Raw genomic sequence first — 14,711 nt, 5'->3', positions numbered from 1 at the left:
CTCTCCAGTGCTCCTTGACCTATGACCTGCTCGATACAGAATAAAAACCGCAAACGTCATATTTTTGGCACTGGCTAGTTTAGCCGCAAATGCTCGTATTTTATAGATAAATACGTGAATAATAGGATCTATTTGTCTCTAAGACGACATTAATCACCCAAACACTGAACTTCCCTTACTTAGCCTCTATGGGTTCACTGAAATACATTCCCTGCGCTGCGCCAACACCGAGGATTTGCAGTGTCTGCCACTCTTCAAAGACTTCTACCCCTTCGGCGCAGACTTGTACTTCCGTTCGATATAAACCGCCAATCAAACTGCGGATAAATAATTGGTTTTCTGGTCGTAAATGAATATGACGCACGATGGATCTGTGTAACTTAATTAAATCAAAATGGCATTCGCGAATGTAATAAGTACCGACAACCTGCTGACCCACATGATCGACGCATAATCTCGCGCCCATTTTACGGATCATATCTAATTTAGGCTGCAACTTTTCTTGATGTTGAATAACGATATCTTCAGACACTTCGAAAATCAGTCGCGTGGTGAGATGGCGATATTCTAATAGCGTCGTTTTTAGCCATTGAGTGAAGGCTCGGCTCATTAGCGAATCCAAACTCAGATTAATACTGTATATCTGCGGCGCTGATTTCTTAACTGTTTGAGCATTCGATACGCCGTCCACTAATTCATTCGACAATAATAACAATACCCGCTCAATAATTTGCCGTTCGACCTGTGGCATTAAGCCACATTTATTCGCCATAGGAATGAAGAGTGTGGCACGGATTAACGCCCCCTGATTATCCCTAGCCCGCGTAAATATCTCTTTATGGTGCTCATTACCATCTGAATCAATTATCGGCTGGCTAAAGGGGAAGAATCGCCTTTGCACTAACGCATTTTCTAAAAAACTACGCCAACGCACTGAGCCTTTGGCAAATTCTTCATCAATCGCGCCTTTGTCGTACATAAACCAATTACTATTACCCTGTAATTGTGCCGCCCTCAAAGCCATATCGGCTTCTTCAATTAACTGAGCCGCATTATCGCCTGCGGTAAAATAAGCGCATCCGAGGTGGAAAAAGTTATCGCTATTCTCAACATCAGGCAAAGGCTGGCTTAGACATATCTTGAGTAATTTGCTGGCAAATTGATCCGCTTCAATTAAGGAGATTTGCGGCACGACTATGGCAAATTGATTATGGGAACGACGGGCAAAAATACTATTAGCTTGAGTTTGCAGCAATTGACTTATCGCATTAACTGTCGAGTTTAATAGCTCTTTCGTCACAGCTTCACCTTGGGATTGCTGCAATAAATCCAGATCATCCATTTCTAATAAATAGATTACCCCATGGGCAAGCATAGCCTGATTATGGCTAAGGGCGTCGAGACGATTATTCAAAAAGAGTCTGTTACCAATGCGCGTTTCAGCATCAAGAAAGGTATTAGAACGGATGAATTTGTCGAAACGCCCCCGCTCCTTTTGGGCGTCTTGTAACTCTTCTAACAACTTAGTCAAAGCACGGTTAATCAGCCTTGGTTTACCATTTCCGGGAGTCGCGAGTGCTTGCTCATGCTTACCTTGCAGAATCAATCGACTGCGTAAGGCTAATTCTTCAATGCCATCGAGCTGCTGTGAAAACCATAAATAACCAAAACGCACTAAGGCAGCCACGGCTAAGATACCGACCAACAAAATCAGAATTTCATACCAACTGAAAGTGTAATGTTCAAAGGGCTGAGTCAAGGTTAACTGCATACGCAAGCCTGATGTCGGTTCTAGCACATGGTCATACACCATCGCATTTTGCGTAGAAAGGTTGCCTTCATAGGCAAATAACACTTCATCTTTCAAGGTCAACCGAAAATTAACGGCATTGTAAGCAAGCAGCATGGGCGGTAGCCAAGCCTCTAGCTCCCAATCAGGTTGGTGTTGGAACTGATCGACTAACATAGTTTCGAGTTCAGCGACTTTTTGCTGCTGAAATTTATAAGTCAGCTGCACGAAACTCATCATAGCGCTCAGCAAAAATACAAAGGCGATAGCGGCTAATGACATTAACCAAAAGCTGGTTAATTTTGTAGTTAACATTCGGGTGAATTTCATCTATCCGCTATCCTGCAGGATTATTATAATTATTTGTGCGATTTTAACAGAAGTTCAACAAAAGTTGTCCGTTGATTATTCAGTAGCATAACCTAAAAGGCAACTAAGACGCTGTGACTTTAATGTCCACTTAAAAACAAAAAAGAGGCTAATTAGCCTCTTTTTAATGTTTTTACCACTTTTAGCCTAGTCGGCGTATTTAGGTAAAGTGGTGATAGCAGCCACACCAGAGTCGATAGCCGCTTGTGCAACCGCACGGGCAACATTAGGCAATAAACGTGGGTCCATAGGTTTTGGCAGCACGTATTCTGGGCCAAAACTCAGCGACGTCACATTAGGGTAAGCCTTCAACACACTCGCGGGCACTGACTCTTTTGCCAGTGATGCAATTGCATGAACTGCCGCAATTTTCATCTCATCATTAATGCAAGACGCACGCACATCCAATGCGCCACGGAAAATAAATGGGAAACACAATACGTTATTCACTTGGTTTGGATAGTCGCTACGACCCGTACCCATGATCAAATCACTACGTGTTGCATGAGCAAGTGCAGGTTTGATTTCAGGGTCTGGGTTAGAACACGCAAAAATCACTGGCTTATCGGCCATCAGCGCGACTTCTTCTGCACCAATGACGTCAGGACCTGATAGACCTAAAAACACGTCTGCGCCTTTAATAACATCAAGAAGCGTGCGATTTTCGGTATCATTCGCAAAGAGTGCTTTATATTCATTAAGATCTGTACGACCAGAATGAATAACACCCTTAGTATCTAGCATGTAAATGTTGGCGCGATTCGCACCACATTTTACCAGCATAGTCATACAAGCGATGGCAGCAGCACCAGCGCCCATACAGACAAAAGTCGCGTCGCTTATCAACTTGCCTTGAATTTCCAGCGCATTGATCATACCCGCCGCAGTCACGATTGCGGTGCCGTGTTGATCATCATGGAATACAGGTACTTTACAACGAGCAATCAATTCACGTTCGATAACAAAGCATTCGGGCGCTTTAATATCTTCAAGATTGATACCACCAAAAGTGTCAGCAATCGCAGCAACAGTATTGATAAATTCCTCAGGCGTATTATGCGTAATCTCAATATCTGTCGAATCGATATTCGCAAAATGCTTGAACAATAATGCTTTACCTTCCATTACAGGTTTAGAAGCCAAAGGGCCCAAATTCCCTAAACCTAAGATAGCCGTACCATTGGTAATCACGGCAACCGTATTACCTTTATTGGTATAACGATACGCATTGTCAGGATCTGCAGCGATTTCGCGTACTGGCTCAGCCACACCTGGGCTATAAGCTAGGGCGAGATCGTGACTCGTTTCGGCGGGTTTGGTAAGGCAAACTGCGGTTTTGCCTGGTATGGGGAATTCATGATAATCGAGTGCTTGTTGACGAATATCTGACATTTTAAAATCCTGAAATGCGACATTTATAATTGATGAGAGTAAGACCTACCAACACACATCTAGTCTCACCAAAGGGTGATGTTAATAGTCTGGCTGGTCGGGGTAAGATACGCCAATAAGGGGAATTTATAAATAAGAGATTCATAAATTTCACTTTAGCCGCCAAATAGCCCCTCTAAGCTTAGTTTTATAAACTTATCTCCTATAATAAAGCTGCATTTCTTAATATGTTTTGTAGGAAACAAACATATATTTTGTAGTTACTGCGCTAGTTGTAGCGACTTAATCTCAAAAATGTTGGTTAAATTACAATATATAGCGACTAGCATATTTATCTTATAGTTAATTGCTATAAATAAGTCGAATTATACACTTGAACTCTCAATACAGAATAAGTTGACGATTTATTGAGTGAAGTCGTACCAGCTAGATATGTAGAATAAGCGGAATAAAGAAAATTGACGAATAACAAAAAGCAAAAAGGCGCCATAGGCGCCTTTTCTAGAAACATTGCAATCGCAATTATTTCTTTGCAAGCACTGCGAAGCGCTTGTTGAATTTGTCGATACGACCGCCGGTATCAACAACTTTTTGTGTACCAGTGTAGAATGGGTGACAAGCACCACATACGTCTAAATGCAGATCTTTACCAGCAGTAGAGTTTACTTTGATAACGTTACCACAAGTACAGTTTGCAGTGATGATAGCGTATGTTGGGTGGATACCTGGTTTCATTGGGGTTACCTCAAAAGTGTAAGGCCATGTCGCTCTTCCAACCCGTAGTCGGACACCACATGCATGTTAATAACAATATGTTTAGGGCGCAGAATGGTACAGCATACCTACAAGGGATACAAGTAGATTATCTGAGCGTTTGCCGGTTAATCTGTGTCTATTTTGACTTTAGTTAAGCGGCTTATTTTCCCGCTTCTTTAGCCTCAAATACCGCCCGCGCCTCTTTAGCATCAGAATGCTGATCCAAAATCATTTTCGAAGGACAAGATAGCACCGCATTACTCTTGAGTGCATTGATTCTATTCTTCGAGAAAGCCACAGGATTTGCCTCGTAAATCGCCAACATAGCGCCATATACACTCACATCCCAATCCTTGGCATATCGATTGGCGATACGCCACAACGTCTCGCCAGCAAGATACGTTAACTGGCAATGTTCGGGCGTCTGTGAGGCCGTTTCAGCAATATTCTGTTTTTGCTCATTATTTGCCGTTTTCACTATTTCTGGAACCACAGTTTCAGTTGCAGCGTTTTCAACGACCACTTTTTCAACAGCAATCGTCTCAGAGGTTTTAGCGAAGGCGTTTATCTCAGTAGCCGACGTATTTTGTTTATCCGCTGCTTCAGGAAATTTAAAGCCAGTCACCACTTCTACCGTTGGCACGTTGGATTGGGTATTTGCAGCAGTAGCAACAGTCACTGCGGGCATTACCTCTTCAAGTGGCTTTGATTCTGCCACCACTTTTACAGGCTTAATGCCCACTTTATCCGCATTTTTGGGGGCGCCCGCTGTGGTGGTATTTTTCGAATCCGAAACCGCTTTTGTCGCTAACGCGGCAGAGGCAGGTTTAGCCGCACCGAATAAATTGATACTTTTGACGTCATACCATCGGTCAAGGCGATACTCTCTCACTAAGAGTTTAGCGCTGCTATCCTTCACATCTTCAACGCCAGTGAGTAAAACTAAAAAGCGATTAATCTCCTCAACCATTAACCTTTCTTCGCCGCTAGCTTGCTGCACGACAAACTCTAAGCGCGACATATCTTGATTGTCTGCGATCACATTCACCCTGAGTTTAGGGTAAGCGCCTAATTCAAACATCCGGCTATTAATGCTCACATGGGAGACTTGTGCCATGCTAGGTGCGCTGCACACCAAAGCAAGTAGACCTAATGATTTCACTATATTAGCCATTTATTTACTCTCAACTATCCTTGGTAAACCATCATTAGGGCTAGCCCTAGCCAGCCGCGCTGAGTACACTAAACCACATTCTTGTCTAAGACTTGCCTGCATATGTCATTGTTTGTCGAAGTTGCGTTACCTGTGCCTATGCGGCAAACCTTTAGCTACCGCGTACCCGAATCCTATCCTAGTACACCGCAAATAGGTGTGCGCGTTAAAGTTCCCTTCGGTCGTCAACAATTGATCGGGTTAGTCACAGGTATCACTGAGTCTTGCAGCTTAGCCCCAAAGCAAATTAAGTCTGTGCTCGAGTTTATCGACGATAAACCTTTACTGCCTGAATCACTTTATAAATTAACTCTTTGGGCTGCGAGATACTATTTTTGCAGCCAAGGGCAGATGCTAACCCAAGCCTTACCTGTGGCTCTGCGTAAAGGGCTCGATGCCGCGCCACAAAAAATCCAATTCTGGCAATTAACTGAAATAGGCCAAAATATTGCGCCCGAAGCGGTTAAACGCGCACCCGCACAGAAAAAACTACTCGAGTTACTCAAAACCGCCAGCTTAACCCAAGAAGAGGTTATCAGCTTAGACATCAGTAAAGCGGCGCTTAAAGCCCTAGAAGATAAAGGCTGGGTGGCACGCCATGAAAAAATTGCCGAGCTTAACCTCGACTGGCGCACCACACTCGAAATGGACGAAACGCCACATAAACTCAATAAAGAACAAGCCGTCGCCGTTGCCACTTTAAATCTGCAACAAGGATATCACTGTACTTTATTAGAAGGCATTACCGGTTCGGGTAAAACGGAAGTCTATCTTGCTGTACTCGAAGAAATCCTCAAGCAAGGCAAACAAGCGTTAATTTTAGTGCCTGAAATCGGCTTAACACCCCAGACAATCAATCGCTTTAAGCGCCGTTTCAAAGTCAATGTTGCCATTTTGCATTCAGGGTTAACCGACAATCAAAGACTCGAAGCATGGCGCCAAGCCCGCTGTGGTCAGGCGGCAATCATTATTGGCACGCGTTCAGCATTGTTCACACCTATGGCGTATCCCGGCATCATCATACTCGATGAAGAACACGACAGTAGCTTCAAACAACAGGAAGGCGTTGGTTATCATGCCCGCGACTTGGCAGTCATGCGTGGCCATTTAGAAGCGATTCCGGTGATTTTGGGCACAGCAACGCCCTCACTCGAAAGTCTACAAAATGCCTTAAGCGGCCGTTACCATCATTTACAATTGGGTGAACGCGCAGGTGCGGCTAAAAAAGTGCGCCAAGGCATTATCGATATTAAAAATATGCCGCTGAAAGCCGGTATGTCAGTGCCGTTACTGAACGAAATCCGCCTGCATTTAGACGCAGGCAACCAAGTCTTGTTGTTTCTCAATCGCCGCGGCTTCGCACCAGCCCTGCTTTGCCACGAGTGTGGGCACTTACACGAATGCGACCGCTGCGACGCGTTTTTCACTGTACATCAATCCCTTGGCGAAATTTGCTGTCACCATTGTGGCAATCAATACGCTATCCCCAAGCAGTGTCACAAATGTGGCAGCACTATGTTGATGGGCCAAGGCATAGGCACAGAACAGCTCGCAGAAGCGCTGCAACAGGAGTTTCCGAAACATCCAGTAGTGCGCATCGACCGTGATACGACCCGCCTTAAAGGTTCATTAGAAACCCACTTAAATGCGATTCATAAGGGAGAATATAAAATCCTCGTCGGCACGCAAATGCTGGCTAAGGGCCACCACTTCCCTGATGTGACGCTTGTTGGGTTACTCGATGTCGATGGCGCTTTATTTAGCGCCGACTTCCGCGCGCCCGAACGTTTTGGACAACTCTATACCCAAGTTGCAGGTCGCGCAGGGCGCGCAAGTAAACCCGGCACGGTATTATTGCAAACTCACCAGAGCGACAATCCCATTTTGCGGGATTTGCTGCACCGCGGTTATGGCGAGTTTGCTCGCAGCCAGCTCAAAGAGCGTCAACAGGCACTGCTGCCGCCAGCATGGCATATGGTATTGGTGCGTGCCGAAGCGCATTTAGCCAGTGATGCCGATAACTTTCTCAACGCCTTTGCCGCGCTTTTGCCGCAAGATAAAGAATTTGAGGTGATTGGTCCTATGCCAGCGCCCTTAGATAAAAAAGCCGGCAAGTTCCGCCGCCAACTCTTATTCCAAGCTAAAAACCGCAATCGCTTGCAACAAGAGTTTGAACGTATTCATCCGCTTGTAGAGCAACTTATCGAAGCTAAACGCTGCCGATGGAGCTTAGACAGAGATCCACAGGATCTCCTCTGAGTCGAGTATTTGATAAGTATTTAAGCGCCATTTGATAAAAAATCATCGGGAAGATAGCAATTGTTAACCACAAACGGCTAAAATATGCGGTTATTCCCTGTATTCACTCTTAAAGTTAGTGCCGATTAGAACCCATGAAATCACATATCCAATCATTACTTGAACAAACTCTAGAATCCTTTAAACAACAAGGTATTGTGCCTGCTGACTTTGAAGCACGCATTCAGGTAGATCGAACCAAGGATAAGAGTCATGGCGACTTGGCAACCAACTTAGCCATGATGCTAACCAAGGTCGCAGGCAAGAATCCACGCGAATTAGCCCAACTGATCATAGATACCTTACCGGCTTCGGCTTTTGTGGCTAAGGTTGAAATTGCAGGACCAGGCTTTATCAACTTTTTCATCAACGACAGCGCCTTAGCAGATCAACTGCAAAATGCCGTCAACGATGAGCATTTAGGCATTAAGTTACCGACACCACAAACCGTTGTTGTCGATTACTCTTCACCCAACCTCGCCAAAGAAATGCATGTAGGCCATCTACGTTCAACCATCATTGGTGACAGTGTTGTGCGTGCGTTAGAATTTTTAGGCCACAAGGTTATTCGTCAAAACCATGTGGGCGACTGGGGCACACAATTTGGTATGTTGCTGGCCTATATGGAAGAGCTGCGCGCCAAAAATGGTGAAGAAGCTCAACTTGAACTGTCTGATTTAGAAAACTTTTATCGTGCCGCTAAACTGCGTTTCGACGAATCAGCAGAATTCGCAACCCGCGCTCGTCAGTTAGTGGTCGAACTGCAATCTGGTGACGAGTATTGCAACAAACTGTGGCGCGAATTTAACGACATTTCGTTAAGCCACTGCCATGAAGTCTACGCCCGTTTAGGTGTGAGCCTGACCCGCGCCGATGTACACGGCGAAAGTGCTTATAACGCCGATCTCGAGCAAGTGGTTAAAGATTTAGATGCCCAAGGTTTATTAACCGAAAGTAACGGCGCTAAAGTCGTATTCCAAGAAGCCTTCCGCAACAAAGAAGGTGAGCCATTGCCTGTTATCATCCAAAAGGCCGATGGCGGCTATTTGTATGCCACCTCAGATCTTGCGGCAATGCGCTACCGCTCGAACGTGTTAAAGGCCGATCGTGTCCTGTATTTTGTTGACCTACGTCAGGCACTGCATTTCCAACAAGTCTTTAGCCTAGCGAAACTGGCTAAGTTTGTCCGTGAAGATATGTCGTTAGAACACTTAGGTTTTGGCACTATGAACGGCGAAGATGGCCGTCCATTCAAAACCCGTAGCGGCGGTGTCGTTAAATTAGTTGACCTGTTAGAAGAAGCCAATGTGCGCGCGCTAGAACTCGTTCGTAGCAAAAATCCTGATATGGATGAGGCCACACTAACTGAAATCGCCCGTGTCGTTGGGATCAGTGCCGTTAAATATGCTGACTTGTCGAAAAACCGCACCAGCGATTACATTTTCAGCTTTGAACAAATGCTCAGCTTCGAAGGTAATACCGCACCTTACCTACTGTACGCTTACACCCGCGTTGCGGGCATATTCAAGCGAGTAACCGATCTGGATCTCAGCCAAGCGAAAATCGTGCTTGAGCATGAAAAAGAGAAAGATCTCGGTAATAAGTTGGCGCAGTTCGGTGAGATCCTCAATCGTGTTGTCGATAAAGGTCAGCCGCACGTACTGTGTGCTTATTTATATGAATTAGCAGGTGCTTTCTCTAGCTTCTACGAAGCTTGTCCAGTGCTTGCCGCCGATAATGACGCGCAAAAGAACAGCCGTTTATTACTCGCGCAACTGACGGCTCGTACGTTACAAAAAGGCCTAAATCTACTCGGTATTGAAACCTTAGAGCGGATGTAAGCCATGAGTAATCGCGATTATGCCAATAGAAGGCCGCAGTCGGGCGCTAAACCGCGCCCAATCCGCGCGACTCGCCCAACTCGAGCAAAGCCTTCACAATCTAAATCGGCGCCGCGTAAGAAGCTGCCGCTGACCTTGATAGGCTTTGTCATACTCGCTGTGGGTTGTTTCGTCTATTTCCTGTCAAGCATTAAAGATAATGCTAAGCAAGAAGTGAAGCCGATACCCGCTCCAGCCAAGAAAACGGAAGTACAAGTTAAGCCTCAAGAGACAGCGGTGCTTACTCCTAAGGTCAAAGAACCTGAACGCCAAGCGGTCGTTATCCCAGTAGAGACAACTGAAACTGCTGAGCTTATTGTTCCGCCAAAGAAGGATCCTAATGCTCTGCCACCACAACCAAAGGAAGAATGGACCTATCTGAACGAGCTTGAAAATAAGCATGTTGAGGTCGATATTCCCGATATTGTTGCGAGCAGAACACCGATGCAATATCAGTTGCAGTGTGCTTCTTTCCGCCAAGAATCACAGGCGAACGAGATGAAAGCTGTCATCGCTTTCCAAGGTTTAGAGGCGCAAGTGAGACAAGTCGAAGGTACGACTGGCGTATGGTACAAGGTTGCTTTAGGCCCCTTCGAGCGTAAACGTGATGCAGAGCGTAAACGTCATACACTGCAAAAAGCGGGGATTAATGGTTGCCAGATTCTGGCGATTCCTAAATAAGGCTTTAGCCTACTCCTGATAGACTATTAAGAATAAATAGCGGCCAGCGTTTTATCGCTCGTCGCTATTTTTTTATCCGTATAACATGACTCACTCATTGATTCTGCCTGCCCATAAAAACTCAGTTTTAAACAACAACTCATTTCAAATTTGCTGATCTACTAAATTTATAACCCATTATTTGTAAACAACAAAATCATTTATTAAGAAAGATTAATATGCAGTTTAATTGACCTAGATCAAACTTAGGCGTATCTCTTAATTAACAGCAAGACCGCTGTATCTGTGTCAAATCCAACCTCAGGGTGAAGTATTATGAATGCATTAATCGAGATAGAAGCCACCGAATTCAGCCAACTGTTCAAGAGTGGCGACATGCTGGGAATTAGGATGTTTATGGAACATGTGCGCATGCCGCTGGATGTTCAAGACAAGATTTATGACGAAATTTCTGCGCTTCAGCAATTAGAACAAAACCAAATTGCCAAGCTCATTGAAACCCACGCCCATTCCCAAATTCATGAACGCCTAGCTTATTAGCCTTCCATTCAATGAAAAATTTATCTATGCCCAACTGCAGCTTCTGGCGGTTCATTCAACAGAAGCTGTCTAACCCACCTACTCTTCATAACTCAGTATCCAATTACAGCCAAAAAATAAGGCCAAATACTTGGGTATTTGACCTTAATGAACTAGCTAGTTTCAGATTTTAACCACATAACCACAGCCTTAGCTCGGTTTTTCTTCCGTTAAGCCTATGCTATTCATCCAATAATCGAAATCCACCATATTACCCGGCAATACGACTCGACTATTCTTCTGGCTTAAGCCATCGAGCTGTTTAAAGTATTGCTCACCGAGTTGCATCCGCAGGGCATTGTGACCACCCGGCGCGGCAATAACAGAGGCGAGACGTTCAATCGATTCTGCCGTTGCGCGGGAAATGGTTAAAATTTCCTCAGCCTTACCTTCGGCTTCGTTAATCCGGCGCTGCATCTCACCTTCAGAACGGTTTACCGTTTCAGCTTTAACCCCTTCAGAACGGTTAATTTTACTCTGTTTGTCGCCTTCACTCTTAGCCAATAATGCACGGCGCTCACGCTCGGCATTTACTTGCATTTCCATGGCATTTTTAACGGTTTCAGGTGGTGTGATATTTTTAATTTCATAACGATGCACGCGTATTCCCCACAGGGCACCCGCTTGATCTAAGACTTGCACTACCTTAGCTGAAATCACATCACGCTCTTCAAACGTACGATCAAGATCAAGTGTCCCTATGACAGAGCGCGTCGTCGTTTGCGCCAACTGAATTGCTGCATAACGATAATCGGTAATACCATAGCTGGCCTTCACAGGGTCAGTCACAGAGATATAAATCACCCCATCCACTTCAACGTTTACTTCGTCGCTCGAGAAACATTCCTGCGGCGGTACGTCGATGGTTTCTTCTTTCAAATCATGAATAAAAGCCACTTTATCCACAAAGGGGATCAAAGTATGGAACCCCGCATCTAACGTACTGTGATACTTACCTAAACGCTCAACAATAAAAGCCGATTTAGTGGGTACTAGGCGGATCGATTGAAATAGTTTAATCACAAAAATGGCAAATATTAGTCCCCAAATTGCCATCACAATCAAATCTGTATCTACTGGAATATTCATTATCGCGCTCCTTTGCCAAGATTATTCTGGCCACTCATAGTCTGAGTGACTTGCTCCATACCTTCGAAGAAACCTTCAAGTTTTGCCATTTCAGCGGGAACAACAGAGACTTGTGCATCATTGAGGATCTTACCAACTTGAGCAATAAACTGTTCTTTTAATAGCATATTCATCGCATCTGTACCGCCATTGACGGCTAATGCTTGCGAGATCATTGCCATACCTTCGGATTTTGCTTTCGCTATGATAGCGATCTCCTGACCTGTACCTTTAGCTTCATTAATCCGTTTCTGTTTTTGACCTTCTGACAGGTTAATGGCCTCTTGGCGCTCACCTTCAGACATATTGATCATCGCGGCTTTTTCGGCATTCGCTAAGGTGATTTCGGCACGTTTACGGCGTTCAGCTTCCATCTGCTTCTCAAGGGTGTGGATAACATGGCGTGAAGGCGTGATATTACGAATTTCATAGCGCAATACCTTGATTCCCCATGGCTCGGAAGCCTTATCTATTTCCCGCACGATTGATTCATTTAAGCTATCACGCTCAGAGAAAGTCTCACTCAAACTCAGCTTGCCGATTTCAGATCGCATAGTGGTCTGGGCTAAATTCACAGCTGCTTTACGGTAGTTTTCAATGCCATAACTCGCCAATTTGCCATCCATCACTTTTAGGTAGACCAAGCCGTCCACTTCAAGCTGAGTGTTATCTTTGGAGATACAACTCTGTGGCGGTACATCTAATACTTGCTCACGGGTATCGTGACGGTAGGAGACGCGGTCGAAGAAAGGGATCAAAAAATGAAATCCAGGGCTTAATACTGCGCGGAATTTGCCAAGACGCTCAATGACATGCACTTCACGCATCGGCACAATTAACATCAACTTATAAAGAATAAAAAAGATAAATAAAATGACTAAGGTAAATACAAACATAGATTCCATCCTTTAGTTTTTGGAAGCTTCTATTGAAATAGGCTCAACGACTAGAGCGATATTTTCACGACAAATAATTCTGACTTCGGTACCCGCCTCAATAATGCTGCCATCGCCAAGCGCTGGCCATTCACTACCTTGAAACTCCACCCGCCCAGGTGTTTGCCCAGGACCTATGGTCTGCTTTACGCGAACAATTTGATTGTATAGTTCGATTGCTTCATCCGTGTTATCCACATGGGAATCACCACCAACGAGCCTCTGAGTGACTTGTCTGAAAGCCAATAACAACACAATGGCAGAGATAAACCATAGAGTCATGCTCTGCACGACACCTTCGACCAGTCCTATGCCTAACGCACCTGCCACGACTAAACAAGCCGCACCCAGCAACACTATTATGCCACCTGGAACCACTATTTCGGCGAGCATTAACACTAAACCAATCACTGCCCACACTAAAATCGGATTTGAAAACTCCATATTTCCCCCTGAAATGAGAGTGTCCTTTACTGCACTATAACAGCAGAGTTTCGGATAATCGACATAATATGTCAAAATTTACCCTATCAAAATGCACACTCAATCACCGATGACTTAATCCTCATTCTCCCATATCCGCCCACGAAAGCCGTTAGGTTGTTTTAAAATTAAGCATAATCAATTCAAAAAGATAGCAAGCTCCCAATCCACAAGCGGCGCAATAACAATAAAAAACATTAAAAATCAATTATCTAAAAATAAAATCCTTCACTAATGATTATGTGATTTTGACAACAACATTCGATAAAAACTTTGAATAAATGTAAATTTTTGCATATATTGCCCCCACTTTTGAGCAAGTCCTTTGACGTACACTCGCGCTAGGTTTGAACTTACCCATCAAACCATGCCATAGGTCAGAGAGCGGATTGAGTAAGACACGAATTAACTTCGACCTATACAACAGGAAATAACAATGAAAAAAACATGCCTATGCCTAGCACTAATGCTTTCTCCTCAAGCATTTGCGGGTGACTTAGTACAGTGGTGGGATTTCAGTGCAACAGCCCTCTATGGCGAAGACTACGATTTAGCGCCATCAGATAAACAAGCCACTATTACCTTAGAAACGGCTGGCGGCTGGAAATACGGTGATTGGTTTGCCTTCCAAGATTTTATCTATTTCAAAGGTAACGACACGGGCATGGAAAGCACTACCTATGGTGAAATTTCGCCACGTTTTAGTGCCAGTAAAATTCTTGGCGAAAAAATAGCCTTTGGCCCAATAACAGACTTGTCTCTAGCGTTAACCTATGAAGAAGGTGAAGGCCCAGTCCACAGCTTACTTTACGGTTTAGGGGTTGACGTAGCAGTACCATACTTCACTTATCTTAACTTTAACACCTATCGCCGCGATGGTATGAGCACTGGTAACAATAGTGACGGCTGGCAGTTCACTCCTGTATTTCGTATCGATATCCCTGTTGGATCTGCCAACATAGTACTCGATGGCTTTATCGACTGGGTATTTGCCACCGACGATAACGGCTACGAGGAGAACTTCCATTTCAACCCACAGCTAAAATACGATCTCGGAAAGAGCCTGTTCGGTGATCATCAAGCCAATAAATTATTGGTGGGTATCGAATACGATCTGTGGACCAATAAATACGGTGTGAAAGGCGTCGATCAAGACACTTACTCTGTGATTGCTCAATACCATTTCTAATCAGTATCGGCATAGTTTT

12 protein-coding genes are annotated in these 14,711 nt (G+C 44.5%); 5 read left to right on the top strand and 7 right to left on the bottom strand.

Annotation, left to right across the window (positions count from 1 at the left end):
- Window positions 1–175: 175 nt before the first annotated feature.
- From csrD to L5M40_RS10125, 4 genes are all read right to left on the bottom strand, one after another.
- Window positions 176–2,119: an RNase E specificity factor CsrD gene (gene csrD, locus L5M40_RS10140; protein WP_263256615.1), complete on the bottom strand. Its 1,944-nt coding sequence runs from the start codon at window positions 2,117–2,119 to the stop codon at window positions 176–178.
- A gap of 186 nt (window positions 2,120–2,305) precedes the next feature.
- Window positions 2,306–3,550 (bottom strand): malic enzyme-like NAD(P)-binding protein, encoded by a 1,245-nt coding sequence (locus L5M40_RS10135; RefSeq protein WP_263176128.1) that lies wholly within the window; start codon window positions 3,548–3,550, stop codon window positions 2,306–2,308.
- 522 nt (window positions 3,551–4,072) lie between these two features.
- A complete protein-coding gene (gene rpmE / locus L5M40_RS10130; protein ID WP_063883331.1) occupies window positions 4,073–4,285 on the bottom strand; it encodes a 50S ribosomal protein L31 in 213 nt (70 codons plus the stop codon).
- 181 nt (window positions 4,286–4,466) lie between these two features.
- Window positions 4,467–5,480: a FimV/HubP family polar landmark protein gene (locus tag L5M40_RS10125; RefSeq protein WP_263176130.1), complete on the bottom strand. Its 1,014-nt coding sequence runs from the start codon at window positions 5,478–5,480 to the stop codon at window positions 4,467–4,469.
- A gap of 102 nt (window positions 5,481–5,582) precedes the next feature.
- Between L5M40_RS10125 and priA the strand changes: the two genes are divergently transcribed.
- From priA to L5M40_RS10105, 4 genes are all read left to right on the top strand, one after another.
- The gene (gene priA / locus L5M40_RS10120) at window positions 5,583–7,778 is read left to right on the top strand and encodes a primosomal protein N' (protein ID WP_113940093.1); all 2,196 of its coding nucleotides are present in this window, start codon (window positions 5,583–5,585) and stop codon (window positions 7,776–7,778) included.
- Between the two features lie 134 nt (window positions 7,779–7,912).
- Complete coding sequence (gene argS, locus L5M40_RS10115) at window positions 7,913–9,658, top strand: arginine--tRNA ligase (RefSeq protein WP_105251263.1); 1,746 nt, start codon at window positions 7,913–7,915, stop codon at window positions 9,656–9,658.
- Window positions 9,659–9,661: 3 nt separating this feature from the next.
- The gene (locus L5M40_RS10110) at window positions 9,662–10,378 is read left to right on the top strand and encodes an SPOR domain-containing protein (RefSeq protein ID WP_168825699.1); all 717 of its coding nucleotides are present in this window, start codon (window positions 9,662–9,664) and stop codon (window positions 10,376–10,378) included.
- Between the two features lie 315 nt (window positions 10,379–10,693).
- Window positions 10,694–10,918 (top strand): hypothetical protein, encoded by a 225-nt coding sequence (locus L5M40_RS10105; RefSeq protein ID WP_006083282.1) that lies wholly within the window; start codon window positions 10,694–10,696, stop codon window positions 10,916–10,918.
- Between the two features lie 189 nt (window positions 10,919–11,107).
- On the opposite strand, the gene L5M40_RS10100 is transcribed toward L5M40_RS10105, so the two are convergent.
- From L5M40_RS10100 to L5M40_RS10090, 3 genes are read right to left on the bottom strand one after another with little or no spacing between them, the layout of a single operon-like run.
- Window positions 11,108–12,046, bottom strand: coding sequence for an SPFH domain-containing protein (locus tag L5M40_RS10100; RefSeq protein WP_168825701.1), 939 nt, complete (start codon window positions 12,044–12,046; stop codon window positions 11,108–11,110).
- Window positions 12,046–12,981 (bottom strand): SPFH domain-containing protein, encoded by a 936-nt coding sequence (locus tag L5M40_RS10095; RefSeq protein WP_105251260.1) that lies wholly within the window; start codon window positions 12,979–12,981, stop codon window positions 12,046–12,048. The genes L5M40_RS10100 and L5M40_RS10095 overlap by 1 nt, the downstream gene beginning before the upstream one ends.
- A gap of 12 nt (window positions 12,982–12,993) precedes the next feature.
- The gene (locus L5M40_RS10090; protein WP_113940097.1) at window positions 12,994–13,464 is read right to left on the bottom strand and encodes an NfeD family protein; all 471 of its coding nucleotides are present in this window, start codon (window positions 13,462–13,464) and stop codon (window positions 12,994–12,996) included.
- Window positions 13,465–13,939: 475 nt separating this feature from the next.
- Between L5M40_RS10090 and L5M40_RS10085 the strand changes: the two genes are divergently transcribed.
- On the top strand, window positions 13,940–14,692 hold the full coding sequence (locus L5M40_RS10085) for an outer membrane protein OmpK (protein ID WP_028759442.1): 753 nt from the start codon (window positions 13,940–13,942) through the stop codon (window positions 14,690–14,692).
- The last annotated feature ends 19 nt before the right edge of the window (window positions 14,693–14,711 follow it).

This window comes from Shewanella sp. SM68 (assembly GCF_025653925.1).
GTDB classification, from domain to species: Bacteria; Pseudomonadota; Gammaproteobacteria; order Enterobacterales; family Shewanellaceae; genus Shewanella; species Shewanella oncorhynchi.
This window is presented reverse-complemented; position numbering and strand designations above follow the sequence as displayed.

Excerpts from the sequence above, each read along its gene's own strand:
- csrD (WP_263256615.1), bottom strand. The coding sequence starts at position 2,119 with ATGAAATTCACCCGAATGTTAACTACAAAATTAACCAGCTTTTGGTTA.
- L5M40_RS10135 (WP_263176128.1), bottom strand. The coding sequence starts at position 3,550 with ATGTCAGATATTCGTCAACAAGCACTCGATTATCATGAATTCCCCATA.
- rpmE (WP_063883331.1), bottom strand. The coding sequence starts at position 4,285 with ATGAAACCAGGTATCCACCCAACATACGCTATCATCACTGCAAACTGT.
- L5M40_RS10125 (WP_263176130.1), bottom strand. The coding sequence starts at position 5,480 with ATGGCTAATATAGTGAAATCATTAGGTCTACTTGCTTTGGTGTGCAGC.
- priA (WP_113940093.1), top strand. The coding sequence starts at position 5,583 with ATGTCATTGTTTGTCGAAGTTGCGTTACCTGTGCCTATGCGGCAAACC.
- argS (WP_105251263.1), top strand. The coding sequence starts at position 7,913 with ATGAAATCACATATCCAATCATTACTTGAACAAACTCTAGAATCCTTT.
- L5M40_RS10110 (WP_168825699.1), top strand. The coding sequence starts at position 9,662 with ATGAGTAATCGCGATTATGCCAATAGAAGGCCGCAGTCGGGCGCTAAA.
- L5M40_RS10105 (WP_006083282.1), top strand. The coding sequence starts at position 10,694 with ATGAATGCATTAATCGAGATAGAAGCCACCGAATTCAGCCAACTGTTC.
- L5M40_RS10100 (WP_168825701.1), bottom strand. The coding sequence starts at position 12,046 with ATGAATATTCCAGTAGATACAGATTTGATTGTGATGGCAATTTGGGGA.
- L5M40_RS10095 (WP_105251260.1), bottom strand. The coding sequence starts at position 12,981 with ATGTTTGTATTTACCTTAGTCATTTTATTTATCTTTTTTATTCTTTAT.
- L5M40_RS10090 (WP_113940097.1), bottom strand. The coding sequence starts at position 13,464 with ATGGAGTTTTCAAATCCGATTTTAGTGTGGGCAGTGATTGGTTTAGTG.
- L5M40_RS10085 (WP_028759442.1), top strand. The coding sequence starts at position 13,940 with ATGAAAAAAACATGCCTATGCCTAGCACTAATGCTTTCTCCTCAAGCA.